The 13,376-nt window shown below is 62.8% G+C and carries 16 protein-coding genes and 1 pseudogene; 3 read left to right on the forward strand and 14 right to left on the reverse strand.

What is annotated here, in order from left to right; translation table 11 throughout:
• Positions 1-60: 60 nt before the first annotated feature.
• The 7 genes from erpA to Q0R02_RS05070 form a co-directional block, all read right to left on the reverse strand.
• Complete coding sequence (gene erpA / locus Q0R02_RS05040) at positions 61-429, reverse strand: iron-sulfur cluster insertion protein ErpA (protein WP_293881364.1); 369 nt, start codon at positions 427-429, stop codon at positions 61-63.
• Positions 430-458: 29 nt separating this feature from the next.
• Complete coding sequence (locus Q0R02_RS05045; protein ID WP_293881366.1) at positions 459-1,637, reverse strand: M23 family metallopeptidase; 1,179 nt, start codon at positions 1,635-1,637, stop codon at positions 459-461.
• A gap of 388 nt (positions 1,638-2,025) precedes the next feature.
• On the reverse strand, positions 2,026-2,490 hold the full coding sequence (locus Q0R02_RS05050; protein ID WP_293881368.1) for a peroxiredoxin: 465 nt from the start codon (positions 2,488-2,490) through the stop codon (positions 2,026-2,028).
• Complete coding sequence (locus tag Q0R02_RS05055) at positions 2,487-5,084, reverse strand: bifunctional [glutamine synthetase] adenylyltransferase/[glutamine synthetase]-adenylyl-L-tyrosine phosphorylase (protein WP_293881391.1); 2,598 nt, start codon at positions 5,082-5,084, stop codon at positions 2,487-2,489. Before Q0R02_RS05055 ends, Q0R02_RS05050 begins: the two co-directional genes overlap by 4 nt.
• Before the next feature lie 322 nt (positions 5,085-5,406).
• Positions 5,407-6,033, reverse strand: a complete 627-nt coding sequence (locus Q0R02_RS05060) for a sigma-70 family RNA polymerase sigma factor (RefSeq protein WP_293881370.1) — start codon at positions 6,031-6,033, stop codon at positions 5,407-5,409.
• 19 nt (positions 6,034-6,052) lie between these two features.
• Complete coding sequence (locus Q0R02_RS05065) at positions 6,053-6,190, reverse strand: hypothetical protein (protein WP_293881372.1); 138 nt, start codon at positions 6,188-6,190, stop codon at positions 6,053-6,055.
• Between the two features lie 56 nt (positions 6,191-6,246).
• Complete coding sequence (locus Q0R02_RS05070) at positions 6,247-7,041, reverse strand: response regulator (RefSeq protein ID WP_293881374.1); 795 nt, start codon at positions 7,039-7,041, stop codon at positions 6,247-6,249.
• Positions 7,042-7,298: 257 nt separating this feature from the next.
• Here Q0R02_RS05070 and Q0R02_RS05075 point away from each other — a divergent pair, with 257 nt between their 5' ends.
• The 3 genes from Q0R02_RS05075 (at position 7,299) to Q0R02_RS05085 (ending at position 9,418) form a co-directional block, all read left to right on the forward strand.
• Entirely contained in the window at positions 7,299-7,478 is a 180-nt protein-coding gene (locus Q0R02_RS05075; protein WP_293881376.1) for a NepR family anti-sigma factor, read from the forward strand.
• Positions 7,479-7,488: 10 nt separating this feature from the next.
• The gene (locus Q0R02_RS05080; protein ID WP_293881377.1) at positions 7,489-9,063 is read left to right on the forward strand and encodes a sensor histidine kinase; all 1,575 of its coding nucleotides are present in this window, start codon (positions 7,489-7,491) and stop codon (positions 9,061-9,063) included.
• Positions 9,064-9,289: 226 nt separating this feature from the next.
• Complete coding sequence (locus Q0R02_RS05085; RefSeq protein ID WP_293881379.1) at positions 9,290-9,418, forward strand: entericidin A/B family lipoprotein; 129 nt, start codon at positions 9,290-9,292, stop codon at positions 9,416-9,418.
• A gap of 3 nt (positions 9,419-9,421) precedes the next feature.
• Here Q0R02_RS05085 and tatC read toward each other — a convergent pair whose 3' ends face one another.
• From tatC to Q0R02_RS05120, 7 genes and pseudogenes are all read right to left on the reverse strand, one after another.
• Positions 9,422-10,210, reverse strand: a complete 789-nt coding sequence (gene tatC / locus Q0R02_RS05090; RefSeq protein ID WP_293881381.1) for a twin-arginine translocase subunit TatC — start codon at positions 10,208-10,210, stop codon at positions 9,422-9,424.
• Entirely contained in the window at positions 10,207-10,575 is a 369-nt protein-coding gene (tatB, locus tag Q0R02_RS13785; RefSeq protein WP_367271433.1) for a Sec-independent protein translocase protein TatB, read from the reverse strand. The genes tatC and tatB overlap by 4 nt, the downstream gene beginning before the upstream one ends.
• A gap of 29 nt (positions 10,576-10,604) precedes the next feature.
• On the reverse strand, positions 10,605-10,871 hold the full coding sequence (locus tag Q0R02_RS05100; protein WP_293881383.1) for a twin-arginine translocase TatA/TatE family subunit: 267 nt from the start codon (positions 10,869-10,871) through the stop codon (positions 10,605-10,607).
• A gap of 28 nt (positions 10,872-10,899) precedes the next feature.
• The gene (gene scpB / locus Q0R02_RS05105) at positions 10,900-11,472 is read right to left on the reverse strand and encodes an SMC-Scp complex subunit ScpB (RefSeq protein ID WP_293881385.1); all 573 of its coding nucleotides are present in this window, start codon (positions 11,470-11,472) and stop codon (positions 10,900-10,902) included.
• Positions 11,469-12,194 carry a ScpA family protein gene (locus tag Q0R02_RS05110; protein WP_293881387.1) on the reverse strand — a complete coding sequence of 242 codons (726 nt, stop codon included), beginning with the start codon at positions 12,192-12,194 and terminating at the stop codon, positions 11,469-11,471. The genes scpB and Q0R02_RS05110 overlap by 4 nt, the downstream gene beginning before the upstream one ends.
• On the reverse strand, positions 12,191-13,198 hold the full coding sequence (locus Q0R02_RS05115; protein ID WP_293881389.1) for a glycoside hydrolase family 3 N-terminal domain-containing protein: 1,008 nt from the start codon (positions 13,196-13,198) through the stop codon (positions 12,191-12,193). The genes Q0R02_RS05110 and Q0R02_RS05115 overlap by 4 nt, the downstream gene beginning before the upstream one ends.
• A 43-nt stretch (positions 13,199-13,241) precedes the next feature.
• Positions 13,242-13,376: pseudogene (locus Q0R02_RS05120) on the reverse strand (SPOR domain-containing protein); the annotation flags it as partial.

Below are 13,376 nucleotides of genomic sequence, written 5' to 3' on the forward strand. Positions count from 1 at the left end.
CCCGGCGCAGGCCGGGGCCTATACGGCTGTCATTTCAAGAACCGAGACCGGCCACCAGCCTCAAACCGAAAAACTCGACCCACAACCACAGCCACTCGCCGCATTGGGATTGGTGACCTTGAACGCCGACCCTCCCAGCGATTCGACATAGTCGACCGCTGCGCCCTGCACCAGGTCGAGGCTGACCGAATCGACGACCAGCCGGACCCCATCGCGGACGGCAACGCTGTCATCGGCTTCGACCGTCTCGGCCAGCCCGAATTTGTACTGAAAGCCCGAACACCCACCCCCTTCGACCGACAGGCGCAGGATCGCAGGCTTGGCCTGCTTCGCCGCAATCGCCGCAACCCGGGCGGCAGCCGATGATGTCAGATCGATGGTTTCGTTCATGTCATGAAGATAGGCGCGGGTCGCACCATCCACAACCATTTGCGGCAAGCGTGAAGCGAGCCCACGAATTACTGGGCGGGACCACCCATCGCCAGCATCTGGTTGCCGCGACGTGCCGGGATGGCCGCCAGATAGCTGGCCGATTGCAGGAACGGCATCGGGTTTACCGCATGGCCGTCCAGTCGCACTTCATAGTGTAGATGCGATCCGGTCGAGCGACCCGTCGAACCCATGCGCGCGATCAACTGGCCGCGTTTTACCCGTTGCCCTGCATGGACCAGCGAGGCGGACAGATGGCCGTAGCGTGTCTGGATACCGCGACCGTGATCGATCTCCACCAGATTGCCATAGCCGCCCGACCATTCGGACCGGGCCACGACGCCGTCGGCGGTGGCATAGATGCTGGTGCCGATCGCGCCGGGCATGTCGACCCCGGCGTGCATCGCGGCCGAGCCACGGAACGGGTCGCTACGAACCCCGAAACCGCTGGTGAAGATCATCGAATCGACCGGCTTCAGCGAAGGAATGGCGATCGTGCCCTGCTGCAACTGGTCCAGGCGCTTCCATGACTGGAACAGTGCACGAAACTGGGGGTCGGGCTGGGCCTTGGCAGCGGTCGTGTCGACCGGCTCGAACGGGCCACCCATTGCGACCATCTTACCGCCATGCAGGGGCATTTGGCGGGGCGCGATGCCCATCTTGCGGAGCGAGGCGGTCGTCGCGTCATAGCGCGCGTTGACCATTGCCATCGCCTGCGTCGCCATTGCGGTCTGGCGACCTTCGACGGCCTTCAACGGGGCAACGATTGGCGCGGCCATTGCGGTCGCGACGCTGTCGGTCGCATTGGCGGTTGCGGCATTGGCCGACGCGGGCAGGACGGGGCTGCCCTTGCCGGTCAGGATTGCGGTCAGGAAAGCCTGTTTCTGGTCGATCCGCGCGGCATGGGCAGCGGCCTCGGTCTTCAACGCGGCAAGGTCGGTCTGCATCGATGCGACCTGATACTGCATCCGCGACACCTGCGCGTCATGGGCAACAGCGGCGGTAATCAACGGCGTGGCGCCAGCAATCTGAACGGTGGCGAAAAGTGAGAGACCGATCGTCGCGGACGCCACTGAGGCGCCAATGGCTTGCGCCCGTGCTGACAGATGAACCCGCCGTAGCGTCGCGCCGTCGTGGAAGAACAGGTCACGAGCCCGAAAAGCCTGACGCGCCTTTGACACAAGCCCGTTCACTTCAAGAAACGACATATGAAACATTCAAATCCCCCGGGCGACCCGATACGGAGTTTAATTTCTGCCTGTCGGGATTTGCCCCACCCGGCTGACAGGTACGTCATGTTACATCAGGGTTAACAGGGGCAACCCATCGCACCCGACTATGGGGCGGGCCGCACCCGAACTGCGGCGAAGCGATAAAGTAACGGGGATCACGGAACCAAATCACTGGTGGTGCGTGGCGAATCTGGGGGCACGCCAGACGCCCCGCAGAAATACACCTCCATCATCCGTCACCCGGCGCAGGCCGGGGTCAATACAGATATCCGAAATAGGAGCACACGATCCGACAGCCGTATAGGCCCAGGCCTGCGCCGGGGTGACGAGATAATGCCTACCAACACATCTCCCAACCCCCCGCCTAAACCCCCCTCACCGCCGCCAGCACCGCCTCGGCATGGCCTGCAACCTTCACCTTGTGCCAGACCTGCAACACGGTCCCGTCGCTCCCGATCAGGAAGGTTGCGCGTTCGATGCCCATGTATTGGCGACCGTAGAGCAACTTTTCGACCCACACGCCGAACGCTTCGCACACGCTGCCATCGCCATCCGACCCCAGCGCGATCTTCAGGTCATATTTGACCGCGAACTTGTCGTGCTTTGCCACACTGTCCTTTGAAATCCCGACCACCGCGACACCCGCCTGGGCAAAATCATCCGCCAGCGCGCTGAAACCCTGCGCCTCCTTCGTGCAGCCCGGCGTGTCGTCCCTGGGATAAAAATAGATCACCAGCGGCGCACCGCGATAGTCGGCAACCGATTTCCGCCCACCGCCTGAGATGTCGAAACCACAATCGGGCGCGGGGTCGTTTTTCTGGAGGGTCATGTCGTCTTCGCCTTTTCCACCACAAGGTTCCAGTGCGCCTTCACACTGGCGCGCGCCACATCCAGCCGCGCCATCAGGTCGGTCCAGTCGTCGGCTCCGCACGCGCGGGCGACAACCGCGCACGTCGCGGGCGCGGGCACGTCCATCGCGGGCGACACCAGCCGCAACGTCACCAGCACGCGCGTCATCAGGTCGTGTGCGGCGCGCAGTTCGGGTGCGGCCACCCCCCCACTAGACAGCGCTACGATTGCATCGCGGAGGTCGGGCACAAGGCCGATGACGTTGGCAAGCTGCTGGAAATGCACGAAGAATTCCAGATCGACCAGGCCCCCCTCAGCCAACTTCACGTCCAGCGCACCCAGCGGCGGCTTGTGCGCGGCGATGTCGCTGCGCATTGCCACGACCGCCGTTGCCAGTGCGCCGACATCGCGCGGCGTTCGCAGGACCGCGCCAATGATGGTCGCCAGTTCCGCGCGCGCCGTGGCCGATCCGAACACCGGTCGCGCCCGGGTGAGCGCCATATGCTCCCAGGTCCACGCGTTTTCCGACTGATAGCGTGCAAAGGAATCGAACGACACGACCAGCGGTCCCTGCTTGCCCGACGGCCGCAAGCGCGTATCGACCTCGTACAACGCGCCCGCCGACGTCGCGACGCTCAACCCCGCGGTCAGGCGCTGCGCGAGCCGGTTATAGTAATGCGATGCGCCAAGCGGCTTTTTGCCGTCCGATTCACTCTGGAAATCGCCAGTGAACAGATAGACGAGGTCGAGGTCGGAAGCGTGGGTCAGCAATCCGCCGCCGAACCGTCCGAGTGCCAGCACGACCAGTTCCGAGCCCGTGATGACCCCGTGCTTGCCTTCGAAATCGGCGATCACGGTCTGCGCGATGCTGACCAGCGCCGCCTCCGCCACGCGCGCATAGCCTGCTGCGACGGCGATCGGATCGGCGCGCCCCTCGACAATCTGCGTGCCCAGCGCAAACCGGTGATCGCCGACGATGTGCCTGACCCGGTCGAACTGCGCCTCGACGTCGCCGCTGCCGTCATGCATCTCGGCGACCAAAGTCGCGACATCGCCGACGGGATCGAACGCGGTGGCATCGATCAGCCGGTCCAGCAGCGCCGGTCGCCGCCCCAGCGCCTCCGCCAGCGTCGGCGCATGGCTCAAGATCTCGACCAGTTGCTGCCGGAGTACGGGTTGCGCCTCCAGCAAACGGAACAGGTTGATCGCGCTGGGCAGGCCCGACACCAGCCGGTCGAACGCGGCGAGCGCGTCATCGGGGTCGGGCGCGGCACCGAACGCGACGATCAGGCCGGGCAGCGCCGCCTCCAGTGCCTCAAGCGCCGCCGGGCTGCGGAGCGCGCGGACCTTGCCGCTGCGCCAGTCGGCGACCCGTCGCGCCATCGCGGCCGGATCGGCATAGCCGGCCTGCGCAAACGCCGCGTTGGCCTGGGCCGGGACCCGCTGCGGCGCGTCGCTGTCCAGCGCATCATACAGCGTCCCGACCGCGTCGATATGGGGGGCCAGCAGCGCCAGCAAGGCCGCACCGTCGACCAGCCCATGCAGCCGTGCGACGTCGTCCAATGCCCGGGCGTCGGTTGGCAAAGTGTGCGTTTGCCGGTCATCTACCATCTGCAAACGGTGTTCTATTGTTCGAAACAGGCGATATGCGGTGTCGAGCGTATTGGCTTCGGGGGCCGTGATCCACCCCGCCGCCGCCAGCGCCGCGATCGCGCCGATCGTGTCGGGAACCCGCAGCGCCGGATCGCGCCCGCCACGGATAAGCTGTTGTATCTGGACGAAAAACTCGATCTCGCGGATGCCCCCGCGCCCGCGCTTCAGGTCAAAGCCCGGTCCGAACTTCTGACCCGCCGCATGGTGCGCGCGGATCCTTTGCGACATCGCCCGCAGCTCGCCGACCGCTCCGAAGTCCAGCGACCGTCGCCACACGAACGGCGTGATCGCAGCCAGGAAATCCTGCCCCATCGCGACATCACCCGCCGCGGCCCGCGCCCGGATAAAGGCGGCGCGCTCCCAGCCTAAGGCACTGGATTCATAGTAAGAAATCGCCGCCTCGACCGGCAGCGCGATCTGCGTCGCCTCGGGCGACGGCCGCAGCCGGAGGTCGACACGAAACACATATCCATCGCCATCGCGGGTGTGAAGTAGATGGACAACCAACTTGGCAATCCGCACCGCCCCCTCCGCCGGGTCCTCCCTCGGGCGGAGGGGGATGGTGCCGGGATCATAGATCAGGATCGGGTCGATGTCCGAACTGTAGTTCAGTTCGCGGCTACCATGTTTGCCCAAGGCGATGACGGCAAATCCCGCGGGGCTGGCATCGGGCGTGCGCTGGCGCATGGCTTCCCCGATGGCCAACTCCAGCGCGAGGTCGGCGAAGTCGGATAAGGTCTGGATCACCCGTTCCAGCGACAACGCGCCGGCCAGGTCACCGATCGCCAGCGCAAGCGCCAGCCGGTCGCGCTCGATCCGCAGTCTGCGACCGACCGGCCCCGTTGCTTCCGGAGCAGCGGCGACCGCCCCCTCGATATCGCCCGCCTCCAGCAAAACGACGATCTCCGGACGGCGCGCCATCGCCTCTCGCAGGAACGGGGCGTAAAGCCGCGCGCGGCGCAGCGCTTCGGAAAACGGTGCGGCAAGTGGGGCTTCGTTGGCAATAATTGACTTCGTCCCTGGCGGCGCGGCGCAACCTTCCGCCTCCCTACCGCGTTGTGGGTTTATGGTCAGCAGCGAATTTCCCGGCTCCGCAAGCAGCAGAACCGCCGGTAGGATGGCCCATCTGCCATCTCGGGGCGACGGCATCGCGGCGGCATTGCGCCAGACTGGTCGAACCGTTCAGGCGTTGCCCCGTGACATGCAAAAGCTGCTCGATCAATTGAACTAAATTCTGATCCGGTCAGCGATTCCGGCTGAGTTCGCTGACTTCGGCCATGATCGTGTCCAGAACGCTGACCCCCTCGTTGTCAGGGCCCTCGCGTCGCGATGGGAGCGCAGGATCGGACATTGCAGCTTCGAGCGCCACCCGACCACGCGCCACGCGACTCTTAATCGTGCCAACCGCAACGCCGCAAATTTCCGCCGCCTCCTCGTAAGCAAAGCCGCCGGCGCCAACCAGAATCAGCGCCTCGCGTTGCGATTGCGGTAATTGCAAAAGGGCTCGCTGGAGATCGCCCAGTTCGACATGCCGATCCTGCGATGCCGGTGCCGCCAGAATGCGATCGGCGGTCAGGTCGTCCCATTCGCCGCGGAACCGACGGCGACGAACCTGGGAGAAATAGAGATTGCGCAGGATGATGAACGTCCATGCCCGCATATTAGTGCCCGCCTGAAACCGGCCACGCGCCGCCCACGCCTTCATCAGAGTTTCCTGGACAAGGTCATCGGCAAGGTCACGGTCCCCCGACAGAGACCGCCCAAAAGCGCGCAACTGCGGGATGACCAGCCCTAGCTGTTCTTTGAAATCTTTATCGGACAAAGCAACGTGTTCGACCGGCACTTCTTCCGCTTGCACATCGTCGGTCATTTATTTCCCGTCGGGTTGTTCAGCGCGCGACATACGAAGCGATGATGAAGCCGACAACGACCAGCACCAAAGATATAGCCAGGACATAACGAACCACATGCGGCGTCTGCCCGCCGCGCGCTTCATTGGTTGTCACCCGGACCGGTGGCTCGTCCATTTACTATAAACTCCCTGTGTTCAGGGCATAAACGCGAGCCATCCGTCCGGGTTCCGTCACGCTGCCGGAACGGTTGCTTCGTCGAAAAACAAAGCCTGGGCGATGGCGGCCTTGACCGTTGCACGCTGGAAAGGTTTGGTAATCAGAAAGGTTGGTTCCGGCCGCTCGCCGGTCAGCAAACGTTCGGGAAACGCGGTGATGAAAATAACAGGCACCGAAAACTCGGCAAGAATATCCTTCACCGCGTCGATGCCGGAACTGTCGTCGGCAAGCTGGATATCGGCGAGAACCAATCCGGGGCGAAGCGCGCGCGCCGCTGCAACCGCTTCGTCACGCGTCACTGCAACACCGCAAACCTCATGACCCTGATCCCGAACAATCGTCTCGAGGTCCATCGCGATTAAGGGCTCATCCTCGATGATCAGGACATTCGCGCGGGTTTGATCCTCAATCTCTGTCAGCGCCTCGTCGACCAGAGCCTCGACCTCCTCGGGCGAGTGATCGATCAGATAGGCAGCATCGTCGGTCGTGAACCCTTCCATCGCGGTCAGCAGCAGGGCCTGGCGCGAAAGCGGAGTCACTCGTGACAGGCGCGCCTGGGCAAGCGCCTCCCCCGAACCAGCATCGAAATCGGAAGGAGCCATTGGGTCGGTCGAAGACCAGATCGCATGAAATGTTCGGTAAAGACCGAGGCGGGCATCGACATCTCTGGGGAATTCGTCGGGCGCGGCGACAATTGCCTCCAGCGTGGCCCGGACATAGTTGTCTCCGTGCGACTGATCACCAGTCAGGGCACGCGCGTAACGACGGAGAAAAGGCAAATGCGGCGCTAATTGCTGACCGAGCGACATGATGGTGTGGGTCCTCCCTAGATTGCAATCGTTTCCGCCAGCTTGCGAACTTTTGCAAGCGCGCCGGGCAGCCGAAATCGCGCGATAACAACTGCGCGTATCGCAGGGAACCATTGAGCGCGTGTTTTGTTTCGTGACCGGGACAACATCTGCTATCCAACCGGCAATTGGGCGGGGACGCAGGGTTTTTCCAATCCGGATCGTCGCGCGGCCGCGTGGCGCCTGGCAGGACCTTGCTCGAATGTGTTTGGGGATCAATGGCTTCGATGGATAAACAGGCCGGCAACAAGAAGACCAAGACAGTTGCACCGGACCGGCTACGTCAGCGAACGGCCGATGATCAAAACGTCGGAACCGCACTGCGCGCTGCCTACCAGCAGGCCGTCGATGAAAAAGTGCCCTCCGAAATGCTCGATTTGCTCAGTAAGCTCAACTGATTGACCTGACATGAATCATACCGACACCGTGGGTGGCGGACTGCTCGTGCGCCGGTTTGCCGATCTTTCCACTGGCATAAAGATGCTGGCGATTATCAGCGTTGCGCTCATACCTTTGGGTCTGATCGCGCTGCTCGCTTCGCTGCAATCAAATCGCACCGCCGACCTTCAACGTCGGGCGGACCTGAGGGTAGCGGTCACCGAGGTCAGTCGCAAGCTGGGCGGAGAACTGGGTGCAGACATCAGCGCGCTTTCGGCGGCAGCCGACATGGTGGCGCTGGGTGGAAAAAATGAAGAGGCCTGTGCACGTCTTCAGACCATCCTGCGTTCCAGAAGCGCACGGCCTTCGGGCTTCGCGATCATCGGCGCCGATAATGCTACTGCATGCGGAACCGGCCAATATCGTTCCGGGCCACCCCCGTTTCTGCCGGAAATGGCCGAACCACGCGCGATTTTTCGCGATCTCGGCATCGACGTCCGCGTTTTTTCAAAGTCTGGAACGGCGGCAGCAGTGGCCCATTATCCGGCTGCCACGATAGCCAATCTGGTGCGACCGATCGGCCTTCGTATCGGCTATAGCCTGACGCTATTGGGCGAAGGCGACGCCCTTACGCTGGCATCGCACGAGAGATCCTCTCTGCGTCCGACCGAACAATTCGAGACGCCGGTTGGCTTGCTGGGACTGAACCTGCAAATGTCAGTGGAGCGCGCACCGATCGGGGCGACCGAGCTTTTATTGACGTTCCTGCCGTTGCTGATGTGGGCGTCAGCGGCCGCTGTCAGTTTCCTGGTCGTCGATCGCCTGCTGATCCGACCGCTAGCCGAGCTGCGCGCAGGGATTGCCGGGCTTCAACCGGGCGAACGATACACGATGCCAGCAATTCGCACGCCCGCGCGCGAGATACGGGAACTGGCCGAAACATTTCAGCGCGTTGGCGAGACCCTGACGGTGCATGAAATTGACATGGCCGAAGCGCTGGCGAATCAGACGCGCCTCACGCGAGAGGTTCATCACCGGGTTAAAAACAACCTCCAGGTTATAGCCAGCCTGATCAGCCTGCACGCACGGGGGGTTCCTGCCGGAGAGACCGCCGAGGCTTATGCGTCGATCCAACGTCGTGTCGATGCGCTATCGATAGTTCACCGCAATCATTTTGCCGAGCTGGCAGACGGTGGGATCAGCATCAAATCCCTGATCGACGAACTCGCCAGCAACTTGCGCGCGGGTTTTGCAGTAAGGGGCCCGGCTCCTGCGATCCGCACCAGCACTCCCAGTTTGCGCGTGACGCAGGACGTGGCTGTCCCGGTCGCGTTCCTGCTGACGGAACTGGCCGAACTTTCGATGGCGTGCGATCGGTCGGCCTCGCTAGCAATCGTTATTACCCTCACCGATACTGCAAACCGTGCTCTTCTCTCTATGGAATCGGCAGGTTTGCGTGACTCCGAGATGCTGGTTGCAAAACTTGCCGCAGGTTATGGGCGGATCATTGACGGACTTTCGCGTCAGCTACGCGTCCCGTTGATTCGTAATGGCGAAACGGGTCATTTCCAGATCGAGATTTCGACAATTCCGCAAGATAGATAAAAAGTTAAAATTCGGGGAACCCCTTGGACGTTGGGGTGTTTTTTAATTCGGACAGCGACCTTTTGCCCCCCCGCTTTCGCTGTCCGAAACCAAGGGCCCGGAATTGTGCTACCCCCCAGTGCAATTCCGGGCCCATATTTTTGAAGACAGCCTGACTTCGGCCTTTAAGGAACGAAAGTTGGGCTTCACGCATTGTCTCTGTGCATAAACATTCACGGAGACGAACATGCGTAACAAAGTTTTGACGATCGCAATCCTCGCCTGCGCATTTGCCGCCACGGCTTGCAACACCGTCCGTGGTGCCGGGCGCGATGTCTCCTCGGCGGGCAAGGCTGTTGAAAAGTCGGCAAACTAAGACTTATTCGGTACCCGTCGTGTCCGCCCGGGCACGACGGCGCGCCGTGAACCATGTCGCAATCAGAGTCAGTTCGTACAGGATACAAAGCGGCACTGCGAGCAGCATCATCGAACCGATGTCCGGGGGCGTGAGTACCGCCGCCACCGCGGCGTTCGCAACGATTGCATAACGGCGAAATCCGACCAGTTGCGCCCGTGTCACTATCCCTGCCGCTTCCAGTAACATGAGCAGGACCGGCAGCAGGAAGGCCAAGCCAAATCCAAACATGAATTGCATCACAAATCTCAGATAGCTGCCGACGTCGGGCAGTGCCTGTTGTGTAACGCCCCCCAGATCGCCCTGGAACCCCAGCAAGAATTTCAGAGCAAGTGGAATGGCGACAAAATAGGCGAGACTCGCGCCCGCCGCGAATAACAGCGGGGTCGCCATCAGGAACGGCAGCAGCGCCCGCCGCTCCTTCTTGTAAAGCCCCGGCGCCACGAACAGCCACAGTTGGTTCGCGATCACGGGAAACGCGATCATCAGCGCTGAAAAGAACGCGACCTTCATCTCGACGAAAAAGCCGCCATATATTTCGGTGTTGATAAGTGTCTTCTGCCCGGCGATCTGCAGCGGTTCGACTAGGACGACAAGAATTTTCCGTGCGAAATAAAGGCACAGGCAGAACGCTCCGCCCAGCGCCAGAAACGACCAGAGCAACCGGCGGCGAAGTTCGATCAGATGCTCGAGCAGGGGGGCACGGCTGGCATCGATTTCGTCACCAGGGTTCTGGGAAATAGTGTCATTCAAGCGGAGCGCTCCGGTAGGGGCGTGACGGCGTCGGAAACTGGGGGCGAAACCGGAGGCGCAAGGGTCGAGGTCTCGGCAACAGGCGGATCGGACAGTGGTGGCGGCGGCACGTTCTCGATCAGCGCGGCCGAGGGATAAGCCTGCATGATGCGCTCATTCTCCTCCTTCCACTTTTTCTCCATATCTTCCAGTTCGGCCTCGCGAATCATGTTGTCGAAGCCCGAGCGGAAATGACGCGCCATGCCGCGAGCCTTGCCGACCCACTGGCCAACGACGCGCATGACGCGGGGCAGATCCTTTGGCCCGATAACTAGCAGTGCGATGACCGCCACGGCAAGCAGTTCGGAAGGTGCAATATCGAACATTTAGTCTTGGCCTTTTGCCCTCGAGCGGATCAGGCGACAGGGTCGTTCGGAGTTTGCGATGCCGCCTTGGTGCGTTCGTGCTCGGCGATGATATCGGCGGCAGTCCGACCCTCGATCAGCGGCGCGGGCGGCGGGGTTAGCGTGGTCATCGGGGCATTCTCCTCATCGGACATGCCCTTCTTGAAGTTCTTCACGCCCTTGGCGACATCGCCCATCAGTGCCGAAAAGCGTCCGCCCCCCAGCAACAATGCGGCAACGACCGCGAGGATCAGAATGTGGGGAAGCGACAAACCCATGATGCGAACTCCTGTGGACGCACCCTATCTAGTCGTCTTCGTCCGAGGATTCTAGTTCGCCGTCGAATCCGGTGTCCACGACCGGGTCGAGCAACCCCGCGGCGCGCAGGTCGTCCATGCCGGGCAGGTCGCGGCGGTCACTCAATCCGAAATGCCTGAGAAAGGCAGGCGTGGTGGCATAGGTGAGCGGGCGTCCGGGCATCTCGCGGCGGCCTGCGGGTGAAACCCAACCGGCCTCCATCAGCACGTCAAGCGTGCCCTTCGAAATCTGGACCCCGCGTATCGCCTCGATCTCGGCGCGGCTCACGGGTTCGTGATAGGCGATGATGGCAAGCGTTTCGGTGCCGGCCCGACTCAAGCGCCGCGACGATTCACGAGTCTCACGCAACAAGTGGGAGAGGTCGGCGGCGGTCTGGAAATGCCAGCGCCCGCCGCGTTCTACCAGGTTGATGCCGTGCCTGGCGTGACGTGCGGCAATCGCTTCGATGGCCGATCGAACGCCTTCGTCTGTGCCAAGGCGAGCGCCGATATCGTCGGCGGACAGCGGCGTTTCACTGGCAAACAACAACGCCTCGACCGCGCGCTGGAAGTCGGTCGTCACGCCGCGCAGATCATCAACGGGGCAAAGGGTGCCTGTTGTCGCAGGTCGATGACCCCGCGCCGCGCAAGTTCGAGCGTGGCGACAACCGTCGAGGCGAGCGCCGAGCGCTGGAGGTCGGGATCGTCCTGCTTTGGCACGAAAGCGGCAATGGCGGTCCAGTCGCCGATCCGTCCCAGCATGGCCTCGATCCGCGACAGCGCCGCCTCCAGCGACAGCACCGGACGGCGGGCGATCTGGTGCAGCACTGGTACGCGGCGCATCTGGACGAGGCCGTAAGCGGCAATCAGATCGTACAGGCTGGCCTGCCAGGTGACGCGCTGTTCAGTCGCCAATCCCTCGGGAGCGGGCCGGATAAACACATCCCTGCCGACGACGTCGCGCGCCAGCAACCGCGCCCCCGCCTCGCGCATGGCATCGAGCCGCAGCAGGCGCTGCTGAAGCCGGAACGCCAGTTCCTCGGGGCCGGGATCCTCCTGCTCGGCGCGCGGTAGCAACAGGCACGACTTCAGATAGGCCAGCCACGCCGCCATCACGAGGTAATCCGCGGCCTGGTCAAGCCGCTCCGCCCCTGCGCGGTTCAGGTAGTCGAGATATTGATCGACCAGAGCCAAGATCGAAATCTGGTGAAGATCGACCTTCTGCGAACGGGCCAGCGCCAGCAGCAGGTTGAGCGGCCCCTCCCACCCGTCGAGGTCGAGCGTCAGGAAGTCGCCGTCGTTCACACAAGCGCCAGCAGCGCATCGCGCTTGGCGATCAGGTCGGGCATTTCGGCAAAATCAGTCACCGGCGCAATCGTCGCCATCGCCCGCGCCAGGCGTTCGGTCGCGGCATCCGTAATTTCGGGGAGGGCACGCGCGATGGCGATCATCTCGTCCATCCGGCCCCAGCAGTTCAGCGCAATATCGCATCCGGCCCCAATACAGGTCGCGGCGCGATCGCTGACCGCGCCCGACAAGGCGTTCATGTCGAGGTCGTCGCTCAGCAGCAGACCGTCGAAGCCGATCCGTCCCCGGATAATTCCTGCGATAACGGTTGGCGACATTGTGACGCAAAGTTTCGTGTCCCAGGCCGGAAACATGATGTGCCCGGTCATCGCAATCGGCGCGGTATTCAGCCATTCGAATGGGCTCAGGTCGGTGGCCAGTGCGGCTTCGTCGGCATCGACCACGGGCAGGTCGTGATGGCTGTCGACCACCGCCCGCCCCTGTCCGGGGATATGCTTGACGATCCCGACCACGCCCCCTTCGCGCAAGCCATCGATTACCGATCGCCCGAGCGAAGCGACGCGCATCGGGTCCGCCCCCAGCGCTCGGTCACCGATGGCCGGGTGAGTGTCGGGAGTGCGGACATCCAGCAGGGGCAGCGCATCGACGTTGATGCCGACCTCAGCCAGGGTCAGCGCAATCGCCTTGGCATTAACGCGCGCCGCCTCCATCGCAGAGATAGGGGCAATGTTGTAGAGTGCATCGAACGCCGCCCCGGCTGGAAACTCCGGCCACTCGGGCGGCTGCATCCGCGATACGCGGCCACCCTCTTGGTCGATCAGGATGGCCAGGTCGTCGCGACCACTGAGCGCGCGTAGATCCTCGGTCAGCGCTCGCAATTGCGCGCGATCGACGCAATTGCGCCTGAACATGATGTAACCGGCCGGGTCGCAATCACGAAAGAAACTGCGCTCGTCGGGCGTCAGGGTGGGGCCGGACAGGCCGAATATTACGGGCTTCATGACTCCATCTAACGCGCTTCCCCGATCCTGTCGAAGCCTGCGGTCAGTTGACCATAAAGCAATTTTCTCCCGCGACCTTCAGCTTTCCGCAGATCGTGCTGGCATCGCCCCCGGCGTTCGCGCGCAACCGGTAGAAGGTGCTGCCGTTGACGGTGGCCGGTTCGACTGACTTGGCCAG

The organism is Sphingomonas sp. (genome assembly GCF_025353885.1).
Taxonomy (GTDB): domain Bacteria; phylum Pseudomonadota; class Alphaproteobacteria; order Sphingomonadales; family Sphingomonadaceae; genus Sphingomonas_O.

Coding starts and splice junctions, on each gene's coding strand:
- Q0R02_RS05070 (WP_293881374.1), bottom strand. CDS start 7,041: ATGTCGCTCGGTCAGCAATTAGCGCCGCATTTGCCTTTTCTCCGTCGT.
- Q0R02_RS05050 (WP_293881368.1), bottom strand. CDS start 2,490: ATGACCCTCCAGAAAAACGACCCCGCGCCCGATTGTGGTTTCGACATC.
- Q0R02_RS05115 (WP_293881389.1), bottom strand. CDS start 13,198: ATGAAGCCCGTAATATTCGGCCTGTCCGGCCCCACCCTGACGCCCGAC.
- Q0R02_RS05055 (WP_293881391.1), bottom strand. CDS start 5,084: ATGGCGCGCCGTCCGGAGATCGTCGTTTTGCTGGAGGCGGGCGATATC.
- Q0R02_RS05045 (WP_293881366.1), bottom strand. CDS start 1,637: ATGTCGTTTCTTGAAGTGAACGGGCTTGTGTCAAAGGCGCGTCAGGCT.
- Q0R02_RS05065 (WP_293881372.1), bottom strand. CDS start 6,190: ATGGACGAGCCACCGGTCCGGGTGACAACCAATGAAGCGCGCGGCGGG.
- tatB (WP_367271433.1), bottom strand. CDS start 10,575: ATGTTCGATATTGCACCTTCCGAACTGCTTGCCGTGGCGGTCATCGCA.
- Q0R02_RS05100 (WP_293881383.1), bottom strand. CDS start 10,871: ATGGGTTTGTCGCTTCCCCACATTCTGATCCTCGCGGTCGTTGCCGCA.
- Q0R02_RS05085 (WP_293881379.1), top strand. CDS start 9,290: ATGCGTAACAAAGTTTTGACGATCGCAATCCTCGCCTGCGCATTTGCC.
- Q0R02_RS05060 (WP_293881370.1), bottom strand. CDS start 6,033: ATGACCGACGATGTGCAAGCGGAAGAAGTGCCGGTCGAACACGTTGCT.
- erpA (WP_293881364.1), bottom strand. CDS start 429: ATGGTTGTGGATGGTGCGACCCGCGCCTATCTTCATGACATGAACGAA.
- Q0R02_RS05075 (WP_293881376.1), top strand. CDS start 7,299: ATGGCTTCGATGGATAAACAGGCCGGCAACAAGAAGACCAAGACAGTT.
- Q0R02_RS05080 (WP_293881377.1), top strand. CDS start 7,489: ATGAATCATACCGACACCGTGGGTGGCGGACTGCTCGTGCGCCGGTTT.